This is a genomic window from Photobacterium piscicola, assembly GCF_046058925.1.
In the GTDB taxonomy this organism is placed as follows: Bacteria; Pseudomonadota; Gammaproteobacteria; order Enterobacterales; family Vibrionaceae; genus Photobacterium; species Photobacterium piscicola.
The window spans coordinates 208,481-230,950 of sequence record NZ_CP175534.1 but is presented as its reverse complement, the minus strand read 5'-3'; the positions used below and the strand labels follow the sequence as shown (position 1 = coordinate 230,950).

The 22,470-nt window shown below is 41.4% G+C and carries 19 protein-coding genes; 11 read left to right on the top strand and 8 right to left on the bottom strand.

Annotated elements, in window-relative coordinates; all coding sequences use genetic code 11:
* The 3 genes from ACJZU6_RS01130 (at window position 1) to ACJZU6_RS01120 (ending at window position 1,657) form a co-directional block, all read left to right on the top strand.
* Window positions 1-300: a DUF3630 family protein gene (locus ACJZU6_RS01130; RefSeq protein WP_080158846.1), complete on the top strand. Its 300-nt coding sequence runs from the start codon at window positions 1-3 to the stop codon at window positions 298-300.
* A gap of 106 nt (window positions 301-406) precedes the next feature.
* Window positions 407-1,129, top strand: a complete 723-nt coding sequence (locus ACJZU6_RS01125; protein ID WP_080158847.1) for a 7-cyano-7-deazaguanine/7-aminomethyl-7-deazaguanine transporter — start codon at window positions 407-409, stop codon at window positions 1,127-1,129.
* Window positions 1,130-1,213: 84 nt separating this feature from the next.
* A complete protein-coding gene (locus ACJZU6_RS01120; protein ID WP_297481268.1) occupies window positions 1,214-1,657 on the top strand; it encodes a GNAT family N-acetyltransferase in 444 nt (147 codons plus the stop codon).
* Window positions 1,658-1,920: 263 nt separating this feature from the next.
* Here the strand turns inward: ACJZU6_RS01120 and elbB are convergent, their stop codons facing one another.
* The gene (gene elbB / locus ACJZU6_RS01115) at window positions 1,921-2,571 is read right to left on the bottom strand and encodes an isoprenoid biosynthesis glyoxalase ElbB (RefSeq protein ID WP_408900526.1); all 651 of its coding nucleotides are present in this window, start codon (window positions 2,569-2,571) and stop codon (window positions 1,921-1,923) included.
* Between the two features lie 376 nt (window positions 2,572-2,947).
* Between elbB and polA the strand changes: the two genes are divergently transcribed.
* Window positions 2,948-5,719: a DNA polymerase I gene (polA, locus tag ACJZU6_RS01110; RefSeq protein WP_080158850.1), complete on the top strand. Its 2,772-nt coding sequence runs from the start codon at window positions 2,948-2,950 to the stop codon at window positions 5,717-5,719.
* A gap of 901 nt (window positions 5,720-6,620) precedes the next feature.
* On the opposite strand, the gene yihA is transcribed toward polA, so the two are convergent.
* Window positions 6,621-7,289 carry a ribosome biogenesis GTP-binding protein YihA/YsxC gene (gene yihA, locus ACJZU6_RS01105; protein ID WP_080158851.1) on the bottom strand — a complete coding sequence of 223 codons (669 nt, stop codon included), beginning with the start codon at window positions 7,287-7,289 and terminating at the stop codon, window positions 6,621-6,623.
* A 156-nt stretch (window positions 7,290-7,445) separates the two neighbouring features.
* Between yihA and ACJZU6_RS01100 the strand changes: the two genes are divergently transcribed.
* The 5 genes from ACJZU6_RS01100 (at window position 7,446) to hemN (ending at window position 12,166) form a co-directional block, all read left to right on the top strand.
* Window positions 7,446-8,063 (top strand): cytochrome c, encoded by a 618-nt coding sequence (locus ACJZU6_RS01100; RefSeq protein ID WP_080158852.1) that lies wholly within the window; start codon window positions 7,446-7,448, stop codon window positions 8,061-8,063.
* A 902-nt stretch (window positions 8,064-8,965) separates the two neighbouring features.
* Entirely contained in the window at window positions 8,966-9,607 is a 642-nt protein-coding gene (locus ACJZU6_RS01095) for a class I SAM-dependent methyltransferase (protein ID WP_327780077.1), read from the top strand.
* Window positions 9,607-10,158, top strand: a complete 552-nt coding sequence (gene yihI / locus ACJZU6_RS01090; protein WP_080158854.1) for a Der GTPase-activating protein YihI — start codon at window positions 9,607-9,609, stop codon at window positions 10,156-10,158. The genes ACJZU6_RS01095 and yihI overlap by 1 nt, the downstream gene beginning before the upstream one ends.
* Window positions 10,159-10,161: 3 nt before the next feature.
* The gene (locus ACJZU6_RS01085) at window positions 10,162-10,641 is read left to right on the top strand and encodes a DUF2489 domain-containing protein (RefSeq protein ID WP_080158855.1); all 480 of its coding nucleotides are present in this window, start codon (window positions 10,162-10,164) and stop codon (window positions 10,639-10,641) included.
* Between the two features lie 151 nt (window positions 10,642-10,792).
* On the top strand, window positions 10,793-12,166 hold the full coding sequence (gene hemN, locus ACJZU6_RS01080) for an oxygen-independent coproporphyrinogen III oxidase (protein WP_080158856.1): 1,374 nt from the start codon (window positions 10,793-10,795) through the stop codon (window positions 12,164-12,166).
* Window positions 12,167-12,272: 106 nt separating this feature from the next.
* Here hemN and add read toward each other — a convergent pair whose 3' ends face one another.
* The 5 genes from add to glnA all read right to left on the bottom strand — a co-directional run bounded on the left by add (window position 12,273) and on the right by glnA (window position 18,159).
* Window positions 12,273-13,277: an adenosine deaminase gene (gene add, locus ACJZU6_RS01075; protein ID WP_080158857.1), complete on the bottom strand. Its 1,005-nt coding sequence runs from the start codon at window positions 13,275-13,277 to the stop codon at window positions 12,273-12,275.
* 132 nt (window positions 13,278-13,409) lie between these two features.
* Window positions 13,410-14,822 (bottom strand): nitrogen regulation protein NR(I), encoded by a 1,413-nt coding sequence (gene glnG / locus ACJZU6_RS01070; protein ID WP_107276931.1) that lies wholly within the window; start codon window positions 14,820-14,822, stop codon window positions 13,410-13,412.
* A gap of 25 nt (window positions 14,823-14,847) precedes the next feature.
* The gene (gene glnL / locus ACJZU6_RS01065) at window positions 14,848-15,906 is read right to left on the bottom strand and encodes a nitrogen regulation protein NR(II) (RefSeq protein ID WP_107276932.1); all 1,059 of its coding nucleotides are present in this window, start codon (window positions 15,904-15,906) and stop codon (window positions 14,848-14,850) included.
* Window positions 15,907-16,040: 134 nt separating this feature from the next.
* Window positions 16,041-16,616: a DUF4124 domain-containing protein gene (locus ACJZU6_RS01060; RefSeq protein WP_080158859.1), complete on the bottom strand. Its 576-nt coding sequence runs from the start codon at window positions 16,614-16,616 to the stop codon at window positions 16,041-16,043.
* Window positions 16,617-16,749: 133 nt separating this feature from the next.
* On the bottom strand, window positions 16,750-18,159 hold the full coding sequence (gene glnA, locus ACJZU6_RS01055) for a glutamate--ammonia ligase (protein WP_080158860.1): 1,410 nt from the start codon (window positions 18,157-18,159) through the stop codon (window positions 16,750-16,752).
* Window positions 18,160-18,761: 602 nt separating this feature from the next.
* On the opposite strand from glnA, the gene typA reads away from it, so the two are divergent.
* Window positions 18,762-20,588, top strand: coding sequence for a translational GTPase TypA (typA, locus tag ACJZU6_RS01050; protein WP_327767896.1), 1,827 nt, complete (start codon window positions 18,762-18,764; stop codon window positions 20,586-20,588).
* A gap of 166 nt (window positions 20,589-20,754) precedes the next feature.
* Here typA and ACJZU6_RS01045 read toward each other — a convergent pair whose 3' ends face one another.
* A complete protein-coding gene (locus ACJZU6_RS01045; RefSeq protein WP_080158862.1) occupies window positions 20,755-21,393 on the bottom strand; it encodes a DUF2959 domain-containing protein in 639 nt (212 codons plus the stop codon).
* Between the two features lie 146 nt (window positions 21,394-21,539).
* Between ACJZU6_RS01045 and ACJZU6_RS01040 the strand changes: the two genes are divergently transcribed.
* Window positions 21,540-22,466: a virulence factor BrkB family protein gene (locus ACJZU6_RS01040; RefSeq protein WP_327770067.1), complete on the top strand. Its 927-nt coding sequence runs from the start codon at window positions 21,540-21,542 to the stop codon at window positions 22,464-22,466.
* The last annotated feature ends 4 nt before the right edge of the window (window positions 22,467-22,470 follow it).

The following is a 22,470-nucleotide window of genomic DNA, read 5'->3' as shown; positions in this document are numbered from 1 at the left end:
ATGGATTATGATTTTAGTCAAACGGAAATAAATATTGAGCAAGGCACGTTAGCGATAACGCTTCCTTTGTTTGAGTTTGATAATTTTCCAGCGGTCGCTAAGGTATTGTTGCAGCGCCTAGATGCAATATTAATAGAGCAAGAGCCAAGTGCCGACCTTCAACAATGGCTAATTGATGTTGAAGGCTGCCAGTTATTACTTAAAGCTGAATATTACAGTGCATCGATGTGGTTGGAGTTACTGACCTTAAATGACATTGAGCATTTAATTTTTATTCAACAGTTATTGTCTCACTACTAGGCAAATAAATGCTGTGCTGTATAATCGCCGCCCTGGTGTTGCTAGTGGTTACCACTGGCAATGAAAATGTTTGGGTTCCCTCCCCCCAATGACAAAAAGGTCTTTCATGACTGCTTTATCCAAATCCAACGCAACAACATCTAATGTAACAACAACTGTTTTTTCTGCAGCCCAACAGCACAAGGCATTATCATATTTGGTTGCGTTTCATTTGTTAGTGATCGCCTCCAGTAATTATTTAGTCCAATTACCGTTTACTATTTTTGGTTATCACACCACTTGGGGTGCGTTTACCTTTCCGTTTATTTTTCTCGCGACTGACCTGACGGTACGCATTTTTGGTGCTGGTATGGCACGAAAAATTATTTGGCGGGTAATGGCGCCAGCACTAATTGTGTCGTATGTGTTATCTGTGCTTTTTTTTCAAGGCCAATATCAAGGCTTTGCTCATTTGGCCGAATTCAATCTTTTTGTTGCCCGTATTGCGATCGCGAGTTTTATGGCGTACCTATTAGGGCAAATATTGGATGTGTCGGTGTTTAATCGCCTGCGCCAAATGAAACAATGGTGGATCGCACCGACAGCGTCGACCATTATAGGTAATGCGCTTGATACACTCGCTTTTTTCAGTATTGCGTTTTATCACAGCCCAGATGCATTTATGGCTCAAAATTGGACTGAAATTGCGCTGGTGGATTACAGCTTTAAATTAATTATTAGTTTGGGGTTATTTGTACCTTTATATGGGGTACTGCTTAATTATTTAATTAATAAGCTAACCACATTAAAACAATCATCACTGCCGAATACGGCAAGCGTGATTAAATAGCGATGATTGATTTGTAGAATAAAGAATAAATCGGCTGCGGCCGATTTTTTTTACGTTTTTTAAGTCAATAAAGGGATGCTAATAATGACTGAAATAGTGGTGCGGATTGGAACGGTAGATGAAGCGGTTACCGTATTGGCAGGGATTAATGAATTAAGCTCTGGTGTTGATGCTACGACGATACGGCAACGATTTTCTCATCAGCCAGCGTTGATTTTGGTGGCTGAATATCAACAACAATTAGTTGGTGTGAAAATTGGTTATGCTTTATCTGATCACGTTTTTTATAGCTGGCTTGGGGGTGTATTAGCCTGTGGACGTGGACTGGGTATTGCTCAAAAATTATTAGAAGCCCAAGAAGCATGGGTAGTGGCACAATCACAATATACGGTGATTAACGTTAAATCACGTAACTGTTTTCCAGCGATGTTACGGCTATTGTTTAGAAATGGCTATGCTATTGAAAATATGGAAAAGAAAGGGCAATTATGTGATTATCGATTATGTTTTACCAAGAAGGTTAACTAACAGTTTTCATTCCAAATGAAAATTATTCTCAATTAAGTATTGCAACTTAGTTGAGAATGGTTATTATTAACGGGCTTTCAAACAACAGAGAAACCCCTTTTTCTGTTGCTTGGGCACGACATTGCTCACATTGCTTCCAGTGTACTTCAGCTTGGTAATGGTGCTTAGTGTAGGGCTAAAAACCGATTACTACTTCTGCTGAGCGACGCATCACACAGTGCGTCGCTTTTTCTTTTTTAAGTGGTTAGTTTTTATTATGTCGCTTAGGCTAATTTTATTAACTCTCGTACCAGTTTATTAATCCCTGTTGCCGCTTCACTGATATTGGTTGCCAACATATAAGCCGGCGTAGTTAATAGACGTCGTTTCTGATCCAATACAAAATCATCAACAGGGCACTGAATATGCTCACCCCCCATGGCGTTAAATGCGGCTGCGGTGTCAGGATCATCACCGATCGTAGCCTTTGCGCCTGGGCCATAGATCTGTGGGATCAATGTTGGTGCAATACATAAATAGCCTGTAGGCTTATTGGCTTGAGCAAAAGCTTGGCAGGCCAGTTTAACGTCTTCATTGATCTGACATGCACTGCCATGAAGGGCAAAATCAGATAAATTGTTAGCAACACCAAATCCGCCAGGAACCAGTAGTGCATCGTAGTCATTAATGTTTAATTGAGTGACATTTGAAATATTGCCACGTGCAATTCGTGCTGATTCGATTAAAACATTACGAGTTTCATGACTCACCTGACCGTTAAGGTGATTAATGACTTGGTGTTGATCGATGTTAGGAGCAAAGCAGTGCCAGCTTGCTCCTTGTTGCTCAATCGCCAATAAAGCTAATACCGCTTCATGGATCTCGGTTCCATCAAATACACCAGAACCGCTTAAAATTACCGCAATTTTCTTCATAATGGCATCCTAACTAATCAAATAGACTTATATTGTTGTTATTATTGGCTTGGTTAAGATTATCTAGCTAAGGTTGTCCACAATCAATGATCAATATGGGATCGAGGATCTAATTTAAGCTTTCTTATTAAGTATATGAAAATAAATACAATCATGAGTAATTTTTATTTTCAGATAAAAAACGATCAACTGGAGTAAATTAAATACTAACAAAGTTATCCACAGAAAATGGACGAATAACACAAAACAGCAGTTAACAGTTGCGGTTGAGCATGGCATTCTAGTAAATATTGCATTTTTTCTGTGGTGTAGGGATAAAATTGGTCGATAATAGACCTAACCTGAACTACTTTCGCTCGGATATAAGAATAACCCTATGGCTACGATTCCTGAAAATCCATTGATCCTTATTGATGGATCCTCTTACCTTTATCGCGCTTACCATGCCGCACCCAATTTCACTAATTCAGACGGTGAACCAACAGGTGCAATTTATGGTGTGGTTAATATGTTACGCAGCATGTTACGTCAGTTTTCAACTGATCGTATTGCGGTTATCTTTGATGCTAAAGGTAAGACATTCCGTGATGATATATACCCTGAATATAAAGCTAATCGCCCACCGATGCCGGATGATCTTCGCGGTCAGATTGAACCATTACATGCAGTGATCAAGGCGATGGGATTGCCGTTGATCGCGATCTCTGGCGTTGAAGCGGATGATGTGATCGGTACGTTGGCAACTCAGGCTTCTAAACAGGGAATGCCGGTATTGATCAGTACTGGTGATAAAGACATGGCGCAACTGGTTGATCAACATGTTACTTTGATCAATACCATGACGGATGTAGTGATGGATGCCGCTGGCGTTAAGGACAAATTTGGTATTGGCCCTGAGCTGATTATCGATTACTTAGCGTTAATGGGGGATAAGGTTGATAATATTCCTGGCGTTCCTGGTGTCGGTGAAAAAACGGCGACAGCATTATTGCAAGGTCTTGGTGGCTTAGATACTTTGTATGCCAATCTTGATGATATTGCGCCGCTAGGCTTTCGTGGCTCAAAAACCATGGCTAAAAAGCTGCTTGATAATAAAGAAGCGGCTTACATGTCGTATAAATTAGCGACTATTAAGCTGGATGTTGAATTAGAACTTGCCCCTGAACAATTATGCAAAGGCGTACCAGACACTGACGCACTGACTGAATTATTTGGTAAATTACAGTTCCGTCGCTGGCTAACTGAAATGTTGGATGGCAGTGATGGTCGCATTGTTGCTGATGAAAGTGCCGCAACCACCACAACTGAGCCAAAAGTTGTTGCACCAACCATTGATCGTAGTGGTTATGAAACCGTACTTGATGAAGTAAGTTTTAATAACTGGGTAGCCCAGTTAAAAAATGCCGACGTATTTGCGTTTGATACTGAAACCGATGGTCTTGATTACATGACAGCCAATTTAATTGGGGTTTCATTTGCGGTAGAAGAAGGTAAAGCGGCTTATGTCCCTGTGGCTCACGATTATTTAGATGCGCCAGCGCAACTTGATCGTGATTGGGTGTTAGCACAATTAAAACCATTATTAGAAGATAAGACTTTAGCTAAAGTCGGTCAGAATTTAAAATTTGATGCCAGCATTGTTGCGCGATATGGCATTGATATGCAGGGTATTAAATTTGATACCATGCTTGAATCTTATGTTTATAACAGCGTTGTCGGTCGCCATGATATGGACAGCCTTGCGCTGCGTTATCTTGAGCATAAAAATATCAGTTTTGAAGAGATTGCGGGTAAAGGTAAAAAGCAATTGACCTTTAACCAAATCGATCTTGAGCAGGCGGGTCCTTATGCTGCTGAAGATGCTGATATTACGTTACGCCTTCACCATGCGTTATATCCAAAAGTTGCCGCTGATGAAAAGCTGAATAAAGTGTTTGAAACGATTGAAATGCCGTTAGTCCCTGTTTTATCTCGTATGGAACGTACTGGTGTTTATATTGATAGTGCTTTGTTAGGCGCGCAATCTATCGAGTTGGCACAAAGGTTAGATGAAATTGAAAAACTGGCTTACGAATTAGCAGGTGAAGAATTTAATTTAAGTTCTCCTAAGCAATTACAAGCAATCTTGTTTGAGAAAATGGCTTTACCAGTTATTAAAAAAACTCCATCAGGCACACCATCGACCAATGAAGAAGTGCTACAAGAACTTGCTTTAGATTACCCATTACCAAAATTATTATTAGAATACCGTGGCTTAGCAAAACTAAAATCCACTTATACTGATAAATTGCCCAAAATGGTGAATGTAGCAACAGGTCGAGTTCACACGTCTTATCACCAATCTGGAACCGTAACGGGACGCTTGTCTTCAAGTGAGCCGAACCTGCAAAATATTCCGGTTCGTAATCAAGAAGGACGTCGTATTCGTCAAGCGTTTGTTGCCAAACCGGGCTATAAAATTCTTGCTGTCGACTACTCTCAAATTGAATTGCGTATTATGGCGCATCTTTCTGGTGATCCAGCATTATTGGATGCATTCCGTCATGGTAAAGATATTCACGCAGCAACGGCGGCGGAAATTTTAGGATTAGCGATTGATGATGTGAGTACCGAACAACGTCGACGTGCAAAAGCGATCAACTTCGGACTGATTTATGGCATGAGTGCATTTGGTTTAGCCAAGCAACTTGATATGGGTCGTAATGAAGCACAAGATTATATGAATGTGTATTTTGAACGCTACCCTGGCGTTTTAGAATACATGGAAAGTACCCGTAATAGTGCGGCTGAGTTAGGTTATGTTGAAACTCTATTTGGTCGTCGTTTGTATCTTCCTGATATTAAAGCGCGTAATGGCTTACGTCGTAAAGCTGCTGAACGCGCAGCGATTAACGCCCCAATGCAAGGTACTGCGGCTGATATTATTAAATTAGCCATGATTGCGGTTGATGAATGGGTACAACAGCAACCACAAGGGCAAGTTAGTTTGTTAATGCAAGTACACGATGAATTGGTGTTTGAAGTAGAAGCCTCAGTATTAGACAGCGTTACCGCTAAAGTACGCGAGTTAATGGAGCAAGCGGCAACCTTAGCCGTACCATTAATTGCCGATGCAGGTTGTGGCGATAACTGGGATCAAGCTCACTAATTAATCAGGTTGTATCTTGATTATAAAATTATAGCTGATCGTAAGATTGGCTATTTTTTTGTTAAAATTAACAACACTTATGTAAAAATTACTTACAATATTATGAAAAAAAACTACAACAAAGACTTCCAAAAACTGAGCAATTGATATACAGTTGATGACGTAGGGTACAGAGGTAAGATGTTCTATCTTTCAGACCTTTTGTTTCACGTTATTGGATTTGGCTGATTCAGCTGCCCCAGTCTATTTATTGGACTGGGGCGTTTTTTATGGTGCCAACATCAAATTTATCTGCGTTATAACGATATTCTCGCATTAATTTCCTGTTTTATTATTTCTATCTCGATGTTTATCGCGGCTTATTTGTGTTTGTTTTTTACACTAAAGTGACAAGATTGCTGATTTTTTATGATAAGCCTCACTTATTTTTGGTTGGTTGATCTATCTTTGAGGCTGATTTGTATTTGTTAGCGCATTTTTTAGAGCAAATACTTTAAATTTAAAATGGGCAGGCTATAATAGTCACAGCTTCTTGTTCATATTTGGTTTTGTGGGTTAGTGATGATCACTAGCCGACAAACAAAGACATGGAATAGCCATTCTCGACATTGAGAATGGCTTTTTTTTTGGTTTTTTTTTAAACAACCAATGATGTAATTTTATTCCACAAAAAGATTAAATTATTAACAATTAGCAAACTTGTTTTTTGTCTAAAATAATGTGTTGTCATCAATTGGATTAGCAGAATTTAATCGGGGGAGTATTAGGAGTACGACGATAGATGTCTTTTAAGATGATGTACTGCAAGCGGTGATCATGAGTTTTATCGAGTGAAATGTTCACCATTAACCCCACCAAAAATGATGGGGCTAGATGTTATTTATTGCATTGTGTAATGGTTTTATTCTGCAGAGGGTAGATTAAAAACATCACTATCGTCAGCGGCCAGTACACGTTGACGTTCTAGTTCTGGTGCATACCATTCATCAAGTTTACGACGAACTTGATCAACGCCAATCCCTTTCAATGAAGAGAAAGCTTCAACCTGAACGTTACCGCCAAATTCTTTCGACATTTCACGGATTTTTAATACTTGTGCTTTACGCGCACCGCTTTTTAATTTGTCAGCTTTAGTTAGCAATACTAAGACTGGCAAACTGCTTTCAATCGCCCAATTAATCATTTGCTGATCAAGATCTTTCATTGGGTGACGAATATCCATCAGAACCACTAAACCTTGTAAACATTCACGGCGTTGTAGGTATTCACCTAATGCTTTTTGCCATTTCAGTTTGAGTTCAAGTGGTACTTGAGCAAAACCGTAGCCAGGTAAGTCAATCAAGTTACAGCCGCCAATGACTTCAAACATGTTGATTAATTGAGTACGGCCCGGGGTTTTGGAAGTACGAGCCAAACCTTTTTGATCGGTTAGGCGATTTAGTGCACTTGATTTACCCGCATTGGAGCGACCAGCAAATGCGATCTCAACGCCGGCATCTTGTGGCAAGTGACGAATATCCGGTGCACTTGTGATAAAACTGGTATTTCTATAGTTGAGAGGTTGATTCACTGTTAACTCCGTCAAGCGCTTATGTTGTAAAAAAAGCGCTTTTTTGTGAAATTGTCTAAGATATATTAAACCGTGTTTGGTTTATGGTCGTATTGTATACCATGTCACTGAGCATTACTTGTGGTACGGAAGCTCTATAATTATAAATGGAATGTCATGAAAAAATTAGTTTTAATATTTACCCTTGTGGCAAGTTATTCTGCTTGGGCACAAGGTGATGTCGATGCGGGTAAATTAAAAGCTACCACCTGTGTTGCATGCCATGGTAGTGACGGTAATGCAACAATAGGTCAATACCCGAAGTTAGCAGGTCAACATGCTGATTATTTAGCGAAGCAACTTGCTGATTATAAATTAGCAGTGACCAGCAGTGGCGCTCAAGGTCGTAGTAATGCGGTTATGGCGGGTATGGCTGCTGCACTCTCCGCTACCGATATGGCTGATCTTAGTGCTTATTTTTCCTCTCTACCTCTTTCTGGCAATACCACCCCTAAAAATGTCATTGCGATAGCTGAGCCTTTATACCGTTTTGGTGATCCTGAGCGGGGTATTGCCGCGTGTATCAGTTGTCATGGCCCACGCGGTAATGGCACCAGTTTATCGGGTTTTCCCAAAATTTCGGGCCAAAATGCACAATATACTCAATTACAGTTACAAGCATTTCGCTCCAGTGCACGTAATAACGACCTCAATGCCATGATGCGCTCGGTGGCTGTTAAGCTCAGTGATGATGAGATTTCAGCACTCTCCGCTTACGTTGGTGGTTTACATTAGAAGTAAAATGATCCTTATGATGACAAACGTTGCTTAATATTACTGTTTATTAATATTTTAGTAACGGTGGATTCGCCTGTAGGGTTGTAAGAGATCGACCATTGCAAAGGGAGGTTATAATGATTTGATTTGTAGTCGATTATTTTTTTGTTTTATAGAACAGAGACTTGTTTATTGACGACAATTGCAGATTAAAAAGTGTGATCTTGATACATTGTTTTAATGATGGCTTCAGGTAAATTACTCCCTGTCGACAAGGAGTGTGACACAGGAAGGAAGCGCTAGGATAGCTTAAGCAGTGACGCTTAAAGGAATCACAGGAAGTCTGGTCAGGAGACTAGGGTAGACGCTGGATGCGTAAGGATTGTCAAGGTAGACACTCAAGGAAAGAGCGTAGCTATTATAATATAGCTCAGGTACATCAGGATGATGTATCGCATAAGGATGGTGGTATAGTTATTGGAGCGTAACATTGCGATAGGGATCGCCAACTTAGGATGAGTTGTGAAGCCATGGATGGGTATAAATGGACGCGAAAAATCACTAGGATAGTGACGAACGATATTGGCATGGATAGCAATTATAATAAATGGATATTTGTTAAACCGGGACGTTGCTTGCTGGTTACGGAAAGACTAGACAGAATTATAAGCTCATAGCTTACCCCATAGAGCGATAGGTGCAGACCTGTCGCTTTTTTTTTCGTCCAAATTTCATGGTAAGTGATGGTTATTATTATGATTTGGATGTGATATTTTACTTTTAGTTTCGATAAAATAGCCGAATAAATTGAACAATTTGTCAGCAGAACTACATCTTAACCGCAATTGGGTATAGAATAGCCCGCTCGATTTTGCACCGCTGCTGCTGTTCGTCAACATTCAGTCGTTGTGGAGAAGACAATGGATAGATGTCCACTTTGTAAGAGTAAAGATAATCGCTGGTTGGTGGCAGACACTAAACGTGATTATTTTCGTTGTTTACACTGTGCATTAATTTATGCCGATCCAACAACTCATTTAACGTCGTTCCAAGAAAAATCTGTTTATGATCAACATCGGAATAACCCTGATGATGCAAGTTATCGACAATTTTTAGGGCGATTAGCAACGCCACTTGTAACTCGATTACCATCACCACCGTTATTGGGGTTAGATTTTGGTAGCGGTCCAGGGCCGACCTTGTCAGTGATGTTGGCTGAAATGGGGTATACTATGACAATCTACGATCCCTATTTTGCGGCACAACCCGCGGCATTAGACGGTCAGTATGATTTTGTTACTTGCACAGAAGCAATCGAGCATTTTTATCAGCCTGCGAAGGAATGGGGGCTGTTGCTACGTTTAGTCAAACCCGGCGGTTGGATTGGGATCATGACCAAACTAGTAACCGACACTGATGCCTTTGGGCATTGGTACTATAAGAACGACCCAACCCATGTTAGCTTTTTTAGTCATGATACGTTTTGCTTTTTAGCGCAACGAGATGGTCTTGAAGTTGAGTTTGTTGGAAATGATGTGATTTTGCTGAGGAAACCCCAGTAATGACCCGTAAGAAAAGAGCGCGCACCGTAGGTTCAGAAGGCCCTGCTGTATACCGTGAGAAATCAAATAGTAAAGTTGATGTTGAGACACGTGAACGCCAAAAAGCGAAAAAACGTAAAGGCTTAAAATCAGGAAGTCGTCATTCTGCTGTTGAAGATAATAAACAGCGTAATGGTGGTCAGAAAAAAGATCCACGTTTAGGTAGTAAAAAATTAGTTCCGCTAATTGTTGAGCCTAAAAAGCCCCAAACAAAACAGCAACGTCGTTTATCTGCTGAGCAAGAACTTGCGATGCTAGAAAATGATGCACAATTGATGGTATTACTCGATCGAATTGATGCTGGTGAAAAATTAGGTTCTGGCCTACAAAAACAAGTTGATCTTAAGTTAGACCGTATTGAACGTCTAATGAAGCAACTTGGTTTATTAGATGATGTTGAAGAAGAAGCATCAGCGCCTGTTGCAAAAAGTGCTAAATCTAAACCTCGTTCAGATGATGATTTATTAGCGCAATTTGAAAATATGGATTTTGATAATTTCGATAAGGAGTAACCGTTGCAGGGAATCACACTTCTATTTGTTATTGGTGGCGTCATTGTTGCTGGATTAGCACTTTACGCTGGATTGTTATTAGCTAAGCTTTATAAACAGCAACAACGGCATAAATTGTTTTTGGCACGTGCTGCTGAGCAACAAGCTGAAGCAATCAAAGCTAGAAACGACAATATATTAGAAAGCGTCTTTATTATCGCAATGGCATGTAAACAAGAACAATGTGATATGTCTGAAGCCGCGATTCGGTTATATAAATTAATGGAAGTGTTGCAAGCAGATAAACAAGTTGATTTTGCCGCAACGTATCCGGCCTTAACCGACTTGTACCAAGTGGTTAAAGATATGCCGCGAGGCGATGCGCGCCAGCTAATAGAAAAACAAAGCCGAATGCGACTCGATCTTGAACGCATGAAAGCGGAGTCCCGTCTACAAGCTGAGATTAAACTTGAATTGGATGCCATCCTGTCAACTAAGGTTTAACTCGTCATCGTTATTATTAACACCGCCATTTATTGGCGGTGTTTGTTTTTGTTCAGAGTGTAAATTGAGCAGCAGGGAAGGGATGGGTTTTACTTTTCACCAAATGGTGACACACTCTAGTTATTCTACATTCACACATTGGAACAATGTCATGTCAAATGAGCAGATTATTTGGGATCAGGCCCTGATTGAAAAATATAATTATTCAGGCCCGCGTTATACTTCTTACCCGACCGCACTAGAATTTAATCAAGCATTTACTTCTACTGAATTTGAGATGGCATGTCAGCAATATCCTGATCGTAAACTATCGCTTTATATCCATATTCCCTTTTGTCATAAGCTTTGTTATTACTGTGGCTGTAATAAAATCATTACTCGCCATCAGCACAAAGCCGATCAATATTTAGATGTGCTTGAGCAAGAAATTAAGCAACGTGCGACTTTGCTTGGCGATCGTCATGTTAGCCAGTTACATTTTGGTGGTGGTACGCCGACATTTTTAACAGCAACTCAAATTACTCGGTTAATGACAGCACTACGCAGTGCATTTAATTTTGATGCTGATGCTGAAATCAGTATTGAAGTTGACCCTCGTGAAATTGAATTGAGTATTCTTGATCACCTTCGCAGTGAAGGCTTCAACCGTTTAAGTATCGGAGTGCAAGATTTTAACAAAGATGTACAGAAGTTAGTTAACCGTGAGCAGGATGAAGATTTTATTTTTGCGATGGTAGAGCGTGCACGTGAATTAGGTTATCGCTCAACTAACCTCGATTTAATTTATGGCTTACCATTACAAACTCAAGCATTATTTGCTGAGACATTGCAGCAAGTATTAACTATGAAGCCTGGGCGATTATCGGTGTTTAACTATGCCCATATGCCGACTTTGTTTGCAGCCCAACGTAAAATTCATGAAGATCAGTTACCGTCAGCGACAGAAAAATTAGCGATTTTACAAGATACGATTGCAACGTTAACGGGGGCAGGGTATCAGTTCATTGGCATGGATCACTTTGCACTACCAAATGATGAGTTAGCTGTTGCGCAGCGTGATGGTATTTTGCACCGTAACTTCCAAGGCTACACCACTCAAGGTGATTGTGACTTGTTGGGTATGGGGGTTTCTGCTATTTCAATGATTGGTGATTGTTATGCGCAGAACCAAAAAGAGTTGAAGTTGTATTATAGTCAAATGGCAGAGCAGCAAACGGCATTGTGGAAAGGGGTAACCTTAGACGCGGATGACTTGTTACGTCGTGAAGTCATCAAAGCACTCATTTGTAATTTCCAGTTAGATAAACGAGCGATTGAAACTGAATTCAATATTGATTTTGATAGCTACTTTAGCGAAGACTTACAATTATTGCAGACATTCATTAATGATGAATTAGTGACTGTGGGTGACAATATTATTTATGTTGAGTTAAAAGGCCGTTTATTGATTCGTAACATTTGTATGTGTTTTGATAAATATTTACGTGTTCGCGCTCGTCAACAGCAATTCTCACGTGTGATTTAAGCCTTACTCATGTGCTATAAAAAACGCCTCGGTTTCACGTGAAACCGAGGCGTTTTGTTATGTGTATCATTGGTCGTTAGCGCAGTATTATTATCACTTGTTATGATTAGCCACGTTTACTGGCAATATCACGTAGCGCCTGCTTTTCTGTCGCAGATAAGAATGCTAGTTCTAGTCCATTGATTTGCGCTTGACGAATTTGAGCGCCGCTTAAGCCAACTTTTGGCGCAGCAACTTCATATTCATATGGTAATTCAATGCCTTCAACCGCAGGATCATCGGTATTTAAGCAAGCTAAAATACCGTGCTCAAGGAAAGCTTTAACAGGGTGTTGAGTAATGTCTGCTACAGTACTGGTTTGAATATTAGAAGTAATGCAAGATTCAATACCAATGCGATGTTCAGCAAGGTAATCCATTAATTTAGGATCGTTAACCGCTTTGACACCGTGACCAATACGGACAGCGCCAAGCTCATTGATTGCTTGCCACATACTTTCAGGCCCAGCTGCTTCACCCGCATGCACCGTGATTTGTAATCCTGCATCACGTACTTGTTTAAAGTGCGAGATAAACTGAGTGCCGGGTTGGCCAAGTTCATCACCTGCAAGGTCAATCGCAACTAATTGGTCTTTGTGGCTAAGCAGAGCATCAAGTTCTTGTTGGCAAGCTTGAGTACCAAAAGTACGGCTCATGATACCAATCAGGTTCGCTTTAATACCAAAGTCACGGCAACCTGCGGCAACACCATCCGCAACAGCTGCTACAACACCAGCAATCGGCAGGTTGTGTTTCATCGCCATATAGTACGGTGAGAAACGTAATTCAGCGTAATCAATTTGAGCATTAAGTGCGTCTTCAACGTTCTCGTAAGCAACACGACGACATGCCTCTAAATCACCTAATACCGCTACACCCCAATCTAATTTACTTAAGAAGGCAACTAAACTTGGTTCCGCTTCAACAATTTGCACGTGTGGGCGCAAGGCTTCAATTTCTGTTGCTGGCAGGGCAATATTAAATTGCTGACCAAGTTCTAAGATAGTTTGGGGACGAATATTGCCATCAAGGTGGCGGTGAATATCCGTTAGTGGAAGATCTTTGTTTATCATGATTATTATACTTTCCAAAGATAATGGTGACCTAAGTATACGCAATCACTAAATGACATTCACCACTGTTGCAGATAAATGTGCATTGGTGCAAATTGATACCACCGTCAGATCGTACTATTATCATAAATTTTAATCATGAATGTGTAATTCTTTCAGTTTGCGGGTGAGGGTATTTCGGCCCCAACCGAGTAATTTTGCCGCTTCTTGTTTATGACCATGAGTGTGCTGTAAAGCTGTTTCCAGCAGAATTTTTTCAAACTGTGGCAGTGCTTCTGCTAATAAGTCAGTTTCGCCTTGCTGCAAAGCATGTTGCGCCCATCGTTCTAAGCCTTGATGCCAGTGTTGAGGTTCTGTATCGGCACTGGTGGTAACTGTTGTCTCGGTGATTTCTAGCGGTAAATCTGATGGCAATATTTCATTACCACTGGCCATGACAGTGAGCCAACGACAGATATTTTCTAATTGACGCACATTACCCGGCCACGGTAGTTGGGTTAGCTTTTCTGCGGTTTGTGGGTGCAGTGATTTTACTTCGACGCTGAGTTCATCAGCGGCACGTTGTAAAAAGTGGTGTGCCAGTTGAGGAATATCTTGGCGACGATCTTTGAGTGATGGCAAATGAACTCGAATCACATTTAGACGGTGAAAGAGGTCTTCACGAAAATCACCAGCGGCAACCAGTTGTTCTAGATGTTGGTGTGTGGCCGCAATAATACGTACATTGACCTTAACTGGTGCATGTCCACCAACGCGATAAAATTGCCCATCAGCTAATACACGGAGTAATCGTGTTTGAATGTCCAATGGCATATCACCAATTTCATCGAGAAACAAAGTGCCGTCATTGGCTTGTTCAAACCGACCTTGGCGAACACTATTGGCGCCGGTAAAAGCCCCTTTTTCGTGACCAAACAGTTCTGATTCGATTAAGTCTTTAGGTATCGCAGCCATATTGAGCGCAATAAATGCGTTATTACTGCGTGGGCTGTGACGATGCAATGCATGGGCAACTAATTCTTTACCTGTGCCAGATTCGCCATTAATGAGCACTGAAATGGATGAGCGAGATAAGCGTCCTATCGCACGAAACACCTCTTGCATCGCAGGTGCTTCACCAATGATTTCGGGAACCTGTTTTGGTTCTATCGTTGGTTGTTGCTGACGTTTTTGCTCTTGGCTATGGCTGAGGGCGCGCTCAACTAAGGTGACGGCTTCATCAATATCAAATGGTTTGGGCAGGTACTCAAACGCACCGCGTTGATAAGCATTAACTGCGGCATCAAGATCAGAATGTGCCGTCATAATAATCACTGGGAGAGTGACGTAATCTTGCTGAAGTTGTTTTAGTAATGTAAATCCATCAGTGCCAGGCATTTTAATATCAGACACTAATACGTCGGGTACACTGCGCTCTAATGCGGCCAATACGCTATCAGCATCAGCAAACGTTTCGCATTTCATACCGGCATTGATGAGGGTGCGTTCTAATACCCAACGAATGGAGCTGTCATCATCAACAACCCAGATTAATCCTTTGCTCATAATAAAATTCCTATGGTTGTCAGTGTTATGACTTAATCGGTAAATGAATAGTGAAATTTGTATGCCCCGGCCAGCTAAAGACTTCAATTTTTCCTTGATGCTGATCGATCAAATTTCGAGCGATGGATAGACCTAACCCCGTTCCACCTTCGCGGCCAGTCACCATGGGATAAAATAAGGTGTCTTGAATATCGGCGGGAATACCTGGGCCATTGTCGATGATTTCAATGGTGGCGGTAACACGGTGGCGTACCCCTTGAATTAAACTTTGATGCGCAGTGCGGGTTTTTAATTTAATGGTACCGCCCCTTTGACCTTTCAACGCTAATGCCGCGTTACTAACAATATTTAATAATGCTTGTTCCAGTTGTTCAGCATCCATATTGATGTCGGGTAAACTGGGGTCGTAATCACGTTCAATATTGATCGTGTCATCAGTTTCGAGATTGACGAGTTGACGCACTTTTTCTAGCACTAAATGAATATTGTCGGTTTTGCGAATTCCCGGTCGTTGCGGGCCTAACAAGCGATCGACTAAATTGCGTAACCGATCCGCTTGCTCAATGATCATTTGGGTATATTCGTGATAGCTTTTATCGGGTAAGGTTTTTTCAAGTAATTGTGCAGCCCCACGTAAACCCCCGAGCGGATTTTTTATTTCATGGGCCAAGCCTCGCACTAATTCTTTAGCAGCTTGTTGTTGCGCATGTTGATTTAACTCTTGGCTAATACGACGTTGTTGATCAATCGGTTTTAATTCTAAGAGAATCAGCAGCTGTTTTTGCCATGAGATGGGACTGGCATTTGCTCCCAATAAGTGCCGTTGACCATCTATCACAAACGTAACATCGCTATCTGCGAGTCCTTGACCGCTGTGAAGGGTTGCTTTGACTTGCTCAAGATCGAGTGAGCTGTATTGCAATAATTTAGCTAATGGTGAATCGATTAAGCGCCGCTTACTGGACGATAATAATTGTTCAGCTGCAGGATTGACGTAACGAATCACTAACGCTTCATCAAGTAGCACAATGGCGGTGACTAAATTGTCGAGAATTATGGGTGTAAAGCTGGTATTCACAATCATTATCCTTATCGATAGCTAAGCAAAAGATCGTTGGTGCAGATGCACACCCGTCGCCGTTAGCTGATGCACCAAAATGGTGCATGTCAGTGTACTCGGTTTAACAGCGAACAGGCAGGATTTATTGTAAATAGGCGTTAACGAGGTTGAATTGGACTGTTTTTAGGACGTGCCTGTGATACGCGATGTAAATAAACCGTAATACTTTCAGATGAAGCAAGGATCTTGCCATTTTTAAGTAATTGGATTTGAATTTGATGACTGCCTCGATCGATATTGGTCAACAGCCAAGTTAAGTCGGTTTGAGACCCGCCATACGCTTTACCATCTATCACTAGCTGTGCTTGCAAGTGTTTATTAAGCTTACGGTTACTGACTGCTCGCACTTTAATATCACCGTCATTACTGCGAATGGTTTGCTGATGCACTGGGGCTAGCAGGCTAATGGTAGCGGCAGGAAGTGGGGGTTCAATATCGGTAGCAATTGATATTAGTTCGACATTGTCTGCTTGAGTCATGTTGATTGACGTTGATTGCATGCTGGGTTGTACTTCAGTGACGGAAAGTTCAACTGTACTGGCTTGGGGAGTTCCGGGAGTATCACTAAAATGGACTACACCATTATCATCAGTCCAAGAATAAATTGTTGTTGCTACGGCGGTACTCGCAGCTGTTGTAAATAACAGCATAGATACCAGATTAATGAGTTTCATCCGTTAACTCTCCAGCAAGACCTTGATGGTCAATAAGTCCTTTATTGTTGCCGCTTTTGTTATGGGAGCAAGATCAAAAAGGCCTGCGTGTGAGGCAGGCCTAAATCTTCACTGTTCAGTTTAAATGTATTACTTAAACAGAGTAGTAAAGTTCAAATTCTAATGGGTGTACTGCCATATTGATTTTCTCTACATCTTGCTCTTTTAGGGCGATGTAAGAATCAATAAAGTCGTTAGAGAATACGCCACCAGAGGTTAAGAATTCACGGTCTTCGTCAAGCGCTTGTAGTGCACCTTGTAGTGACTCAGCTACTTTTGGAATCTCTGCCGCTTCTTCTGCTGGTAGGTCGTATAGATCTTTATCCATTGCTTCGCCTGGGTGGATCTTATTAGCGATACCATCAAGGCCAGCCATTAGCATTGCAGCAAACGCGAGGTATGGGTTGGCTGCTGGATCACCAAAGCGTACTTCGATACGACGTGCTTTTGGACTTGGTACGACAGGAATACGGATTGATGCAGAACGGTTACGCGCTGAGTAAGCCAGCATAACAGGTGCTTCGTAGCCTGGGACTAGACGCTTGTATGAGTTAGTTGCTGGGTTAGCAAACGCATTGATTGCACGTGCGTGTTTGATGATACCACCGATGTAGAACAGTGCCATTTCTGATAGGCCGCCGTACTTATCGCCTGCAAATAGGTTAACCCCATCTTTAGCCAGTGACATGTGAACGTGCATACCAGAGCCATTATCACCAACCAGTGGTTTAGGCATAAAGGTTGCTGTTTTACCAAACGCGTGTGCCACGTTATGAACAACATACTTATAAATCTGAATTTCATCAGCTTTATTGGTTAACGTATTGAAACGGGTTGCGATTTCGTTTTGACCTGCGGTTGCTACTTCGTGGTGATGAGCTTCAACAACCAGTCCCATCTCTTCCATGATCAAACACATTGCAGAGCGAATATCTTGTGATGAATCAACAGGAGCAACGGGGAAATAACCGCCTTTAACGCCAGGACGGTGACCTTTGTTACCACCTTCAATTTTTGTGCCGCTGTTCCATGCCGCTTCAATGTCATCAATCTTAAAGAATGAACCAGACATATCAGTATTGAATCGAACGTCATCAAATAGGAAGAATTCTGGCTCAGGGCCCACTAAAACATTGTCAGCAAAACCAGCTGAACGCATGAACTCTTCTGCGCGTTTAGCGATTGAGCGAGGGTCACGATCGTAGCCTTGCATTGTTGCAGGCTCAAGAATATCACAACGAATGTTTAGGGTTGCGTCTTCTGTAAATGGGTCCAGTACCGCACTTGCTGCATCAGGCATCATCACCATGTCTGATTCATTAATGCCTTTCCAGCCAGCTACAGAAGAGCCATCAAACATTTTACCTTCTTCAAAAAAATCAGCATCGATTTGGTGAGATGGAATAGAAATGTGCTGCTCTTTACCTTTGGTATCGGTAAAACGTAGGTCAATAAACTTAACTTCATTTTCCTGGATCAGCGCTAGTACGTTTTCAACTGACATCTTGAGTAACCTCCGGTGTTATTTAGGGCGATGGCCGCAAACTTAAGTGCTCATACTGTGGTGAGCGAATCTGAAAGTATTAAAGCGAAAACCATGCCAACTTTTAAAAGCCCCTAATAATGCGTGTTTAAGGCAATTAGGTGACTTTTTCCTTTCCTGGTTTGCACTATTATGGTGAGCGTTTGCACCGGTTTGGTGCAACAATGGTGCATATTGAAAGTGATACAATATTGACCAATATACTTCGCCATTTAATAGTTCCATTACTATGGTGATGAGGGCAAATATTGTCAATCAACCCAGAGATAATTAGGTATTTTTATTGCTAAATAATCGTCATTAAGCTGTAACTAAAAAGTGATCAAGATCGCATTTTTGATTGGTTTTAGACTAATTTATCGTATCAATATGAGGGTTAAGAAAAATAAAAATAGCCAAAAAAGTGAGTAAAAATGCGGCTCTAGAGGAAGTTGCGAAAAAAGCTGGTGATATAAATCACATATTTCGTGGGTTTTGGAGTAAAATCTGTTAAATTATGAGCCGTTTTTTTAATCAAGTAGCCTCTATTAAGACGCTGCATGTTCTGAGTGAATGTGAAACTAATGTCTAATCAACTGATCGATAACTTAAGAAATATCGCAATTATTGCTCACGTTGACCACGGTAAAACTACCCTGGTTGATAAACTTCTACAGCAATCTGGCACGTTAGAGGGTCGCGGCGAAGCCGAAGAACGTGTGATGGATTCTAACGATATCGAAAAAGAGCGTGGCATTACCATTCTTGCTAAGAACACAGCAATTAATTGGAATGACTACCGCATCAATATCGTAGACACCCCTGGACACGCAGACTTCGGTGGTGAAGTTGAGCGTATCATGTCTATGGTTGACTCTGTATTACTGATCGTTGACGCGGTTGATGGCCCAATGCCTCAAACACGTTTCGTAACGCAAAAAGCGTTTGCATACGGTCTTAAGCCAATCGTTGTAATCAACAAGATTGACCGTCCAGGTGCACGTCCTGAGTGGGTTATGGATCAAATCTTTGACCTATTTGACAACCTAGGCGCAACTGATGAGCAACTAGACTTCACAACAGTTTACGCATCAGCGCTAAACGGTTGGGCAACAATGGAAGAAGGCGTAACTGGCGAAGACATGGAACCATTGTTCCAAGCTATCGTTGATAACGTTGCAGCTCCTTGTGTTGACGTTGACGGTCCACTACAGATGCAAATCTCTCAACTAGATTACAGCTCTTACGTTGGTGTTATCGGTGTTGCTCGTATTGCTCGTGGTACTGTTGCTGCAAACCAACAAGTAACTATCATTGGTGCTGACGGTGCTAAGCGTAACGGTAAAGTAGGTACAGTTCTAGGCTACCTAGGTCTTGAGCGTCACGAAGTTGCTGAAGCGAAAGCGGGCGATATCGTTGCAATCACAGGTCTTGGCGAGCTTAAGATTTCTGACACTATCTGTGACGTGAATACTGTTGAAGCATTACCTGCATTGTCTGTTGATGAACCAACAGTAACAATGACTTTCCAAGTAAACACTTCTCCGTTTGCTGGTAAAGAAGGTAAGTTCGTTACTTCACGTAACATCCTTGAGCGTCTACAAAAAGAATTAGTACACAACGTAGCATTGCGCGTTGAAGAAACTGAAAGCCCAGACCGCTTCCGTGTTTCAGGCCGTGGTGAACTTCACCTATCTATCCTGATTGAAAACATGCGTCGTGAAGGTTACGAGCTAGCAGTATCTCGCCCAGAAGTTATCATCAAAGAAGAAGATGGTAAGCTAATGGAACCGTTTGAAGTTGTAACTATCGATGTGGTTGAAGAGCATCAAGGTAGTGTAATGGAGAAAATCGGTATCCGTAAGGGTGAGCTAAAAGATATGGCACCAGATGGTAAAGGCCGTGTTCGCATGGACTTCATGATGCCTTCTCGTGGTCTTATCGGTTTCCAAACAGAATTCCTAACAATGACTTCTGGTTCTGGTCTTATCTACCATACGTTTGATCACTACGGTCCTCACAAGGGCGGTACTATCGGTCAACGTGCTAACGGCGTATTGATCTCTAACGGTACTGGTAAAGCGGTAACTTACTCGCTATTCAACCTACAAGAGCGTGGCCGTCTGTTCTCTGAGCACGGTGACGAAGTATATGAAGGTCAGATCATCGGTATTCATAACCGTGCAAACGATCTAACTATCAACTGTCTACGTGGTAAGCAGCTAACAAACGTTCGTGCATCTGGTACAGATGAAGCACAAACGCTTTCTCCTGCTATCAAGTACACTCTTGAGCAAGCTCTAGAATTCATCGATGATGACGAGCTAGTAGAAGTAACACCAGAAAGCATTCGTATCCGTAAGAAACTTCTTACTGAAAACGATCGTAAGCGCGCAGGTCGTGGTAAGTAATTACCGCTAATCTGAACGATTACTAATACAATCCCTCGCTTGGCAACAAGCGGAGGATTGTTGTATCTGGAGTATGAAAATATTCTTGGGACAAAAAATATTTAAACAAAAAAAGAGCTAACATGGTTAGCTCTTTTTTATGGTTATAGTATCGCAATTGTGCTGATTACTTTTTCAAGTGACCAATAAAACGATTTGATTCTGCAATGGCACTGTTCATATCACGAATAGCACCAGAGATTTCGGTTTGTAATGCATTAAACTGCCCTTGAAGTGAGCCTATTGCTGCCGCATTGAGGTTATGCTTAAGATATAGGGTGTTATCACGTAAAGTGTCTAAAACAGGCTCCATTTTCTTCTCAGCGCGTTTCATCGCAGATAGCATTTTATTGTAAGATACTTTTGTCGTTTGTAATTTACGTTGGCTATCACGTTTAAGGTTGGCACTTTTATACAATGACAGTTCTTGCTGCCATTCTTCAAACATAGCGTTGGCGACATCTTCAATGGCGGCAATACGATCATTAACATTTTTAACCGCGGCTTCACTGCTTTGATATTGGCTATCAATATCTTGATAAGCCGATTCAAGATCGCCACCATCAAATTGATTGAGTGCTTTTAGGCCATCAAGGGCGCTGGTAAATTGTTTTTGAGCGTTCTGTTGCGCTTGATTGGCATCTTCAACCCGATCAACCATGATATCGCGTTTATAAACCCCGACTTTTTCCATGGCTGAGTAGTAAGCTGTTTGACAGCCTGAAAGTAGGCTAACACTTAGAAAAAGTGCAATAAAATAGGGCATGTTTTGCTCCTTGGTGAAAGATGAAAAATAACAAAAATCACATTACCACTGAGTGCTAACGCAACGATTCCAATAGATAAACTACAGTTACAGCGTGTCACGATAACATGGCTGTATTTGATAACGTATAGGTAGAATTCTCTATTATGGCTGACAAAAAACAACCTGTGAAATTTGTATTGTGGCAGCGATTGCCGCGAATAATGGAATATTTCAGCTATTTAATCCAGCGTGTAAATCATGACCGTTTAACTGTAATTGCAGGATCAATGGCTTATGTGAGCTTACTGTCATTAGTACCGTTATTAACCGTAATAATTTCGGCATTGTCGGTGGTGCCCGCTTTTGCTGGTGTTGGTAATCAAATACAGCAGTTTGTTATTACACATTTTGTACCAGCCGCCAGTGCGGTTGTGACCACTTATCTTAATGAATTTATTGTTAATGCCGGCAAAATGACCGTGGTTGGTATCGGGGCCTTATTTGTGGTTGCAATGATGTTGATTTCTTCAATTGATAAGTCGTTAAATTATATTTGGCGGGTGAAGAAAAAACGGCGTTGGATTATATCATTGGCGGTTTATTGGATGATCCTCACTTTAGGCCCGATTCTTTTGGGCTCAAGTATTGCATTGAGTTCCTATGTTGGCTCGTTGGTCTTGTTTGAACATCAAGCATTGCATGGTGTGGTGCAGCAGTCATTGCAATGGCTACCGTCAATGATGTCTGGTTTGGCTTTTTTATTGCTCTATGCGCTAGTGCCTAATTGTAAGGTGCTATTTAAACATGCGTTGCTAGGGGCGTTATGTAGTAGTGTCTTGTTTGAGTTGAGTAAAAAAGGGTTTGTGATTTATTTAGCACATTTTCATTCCTACCAAATGATTTATGGCGCATTGTCGGTGATCCCTATTTTGTTTGTATGGGTGTATTTGTGTTGGTGTATCGTATTATTGGGAGCAGAGATCACCGCAAGTTTAGGTGAACGTGGTTTTTGGGATGTTACTCAATCTCAATCACAATTACCGCCAACGACTGCAGTGACCAGCCGTGACCATGATTATAATGAAGATTAAGGAA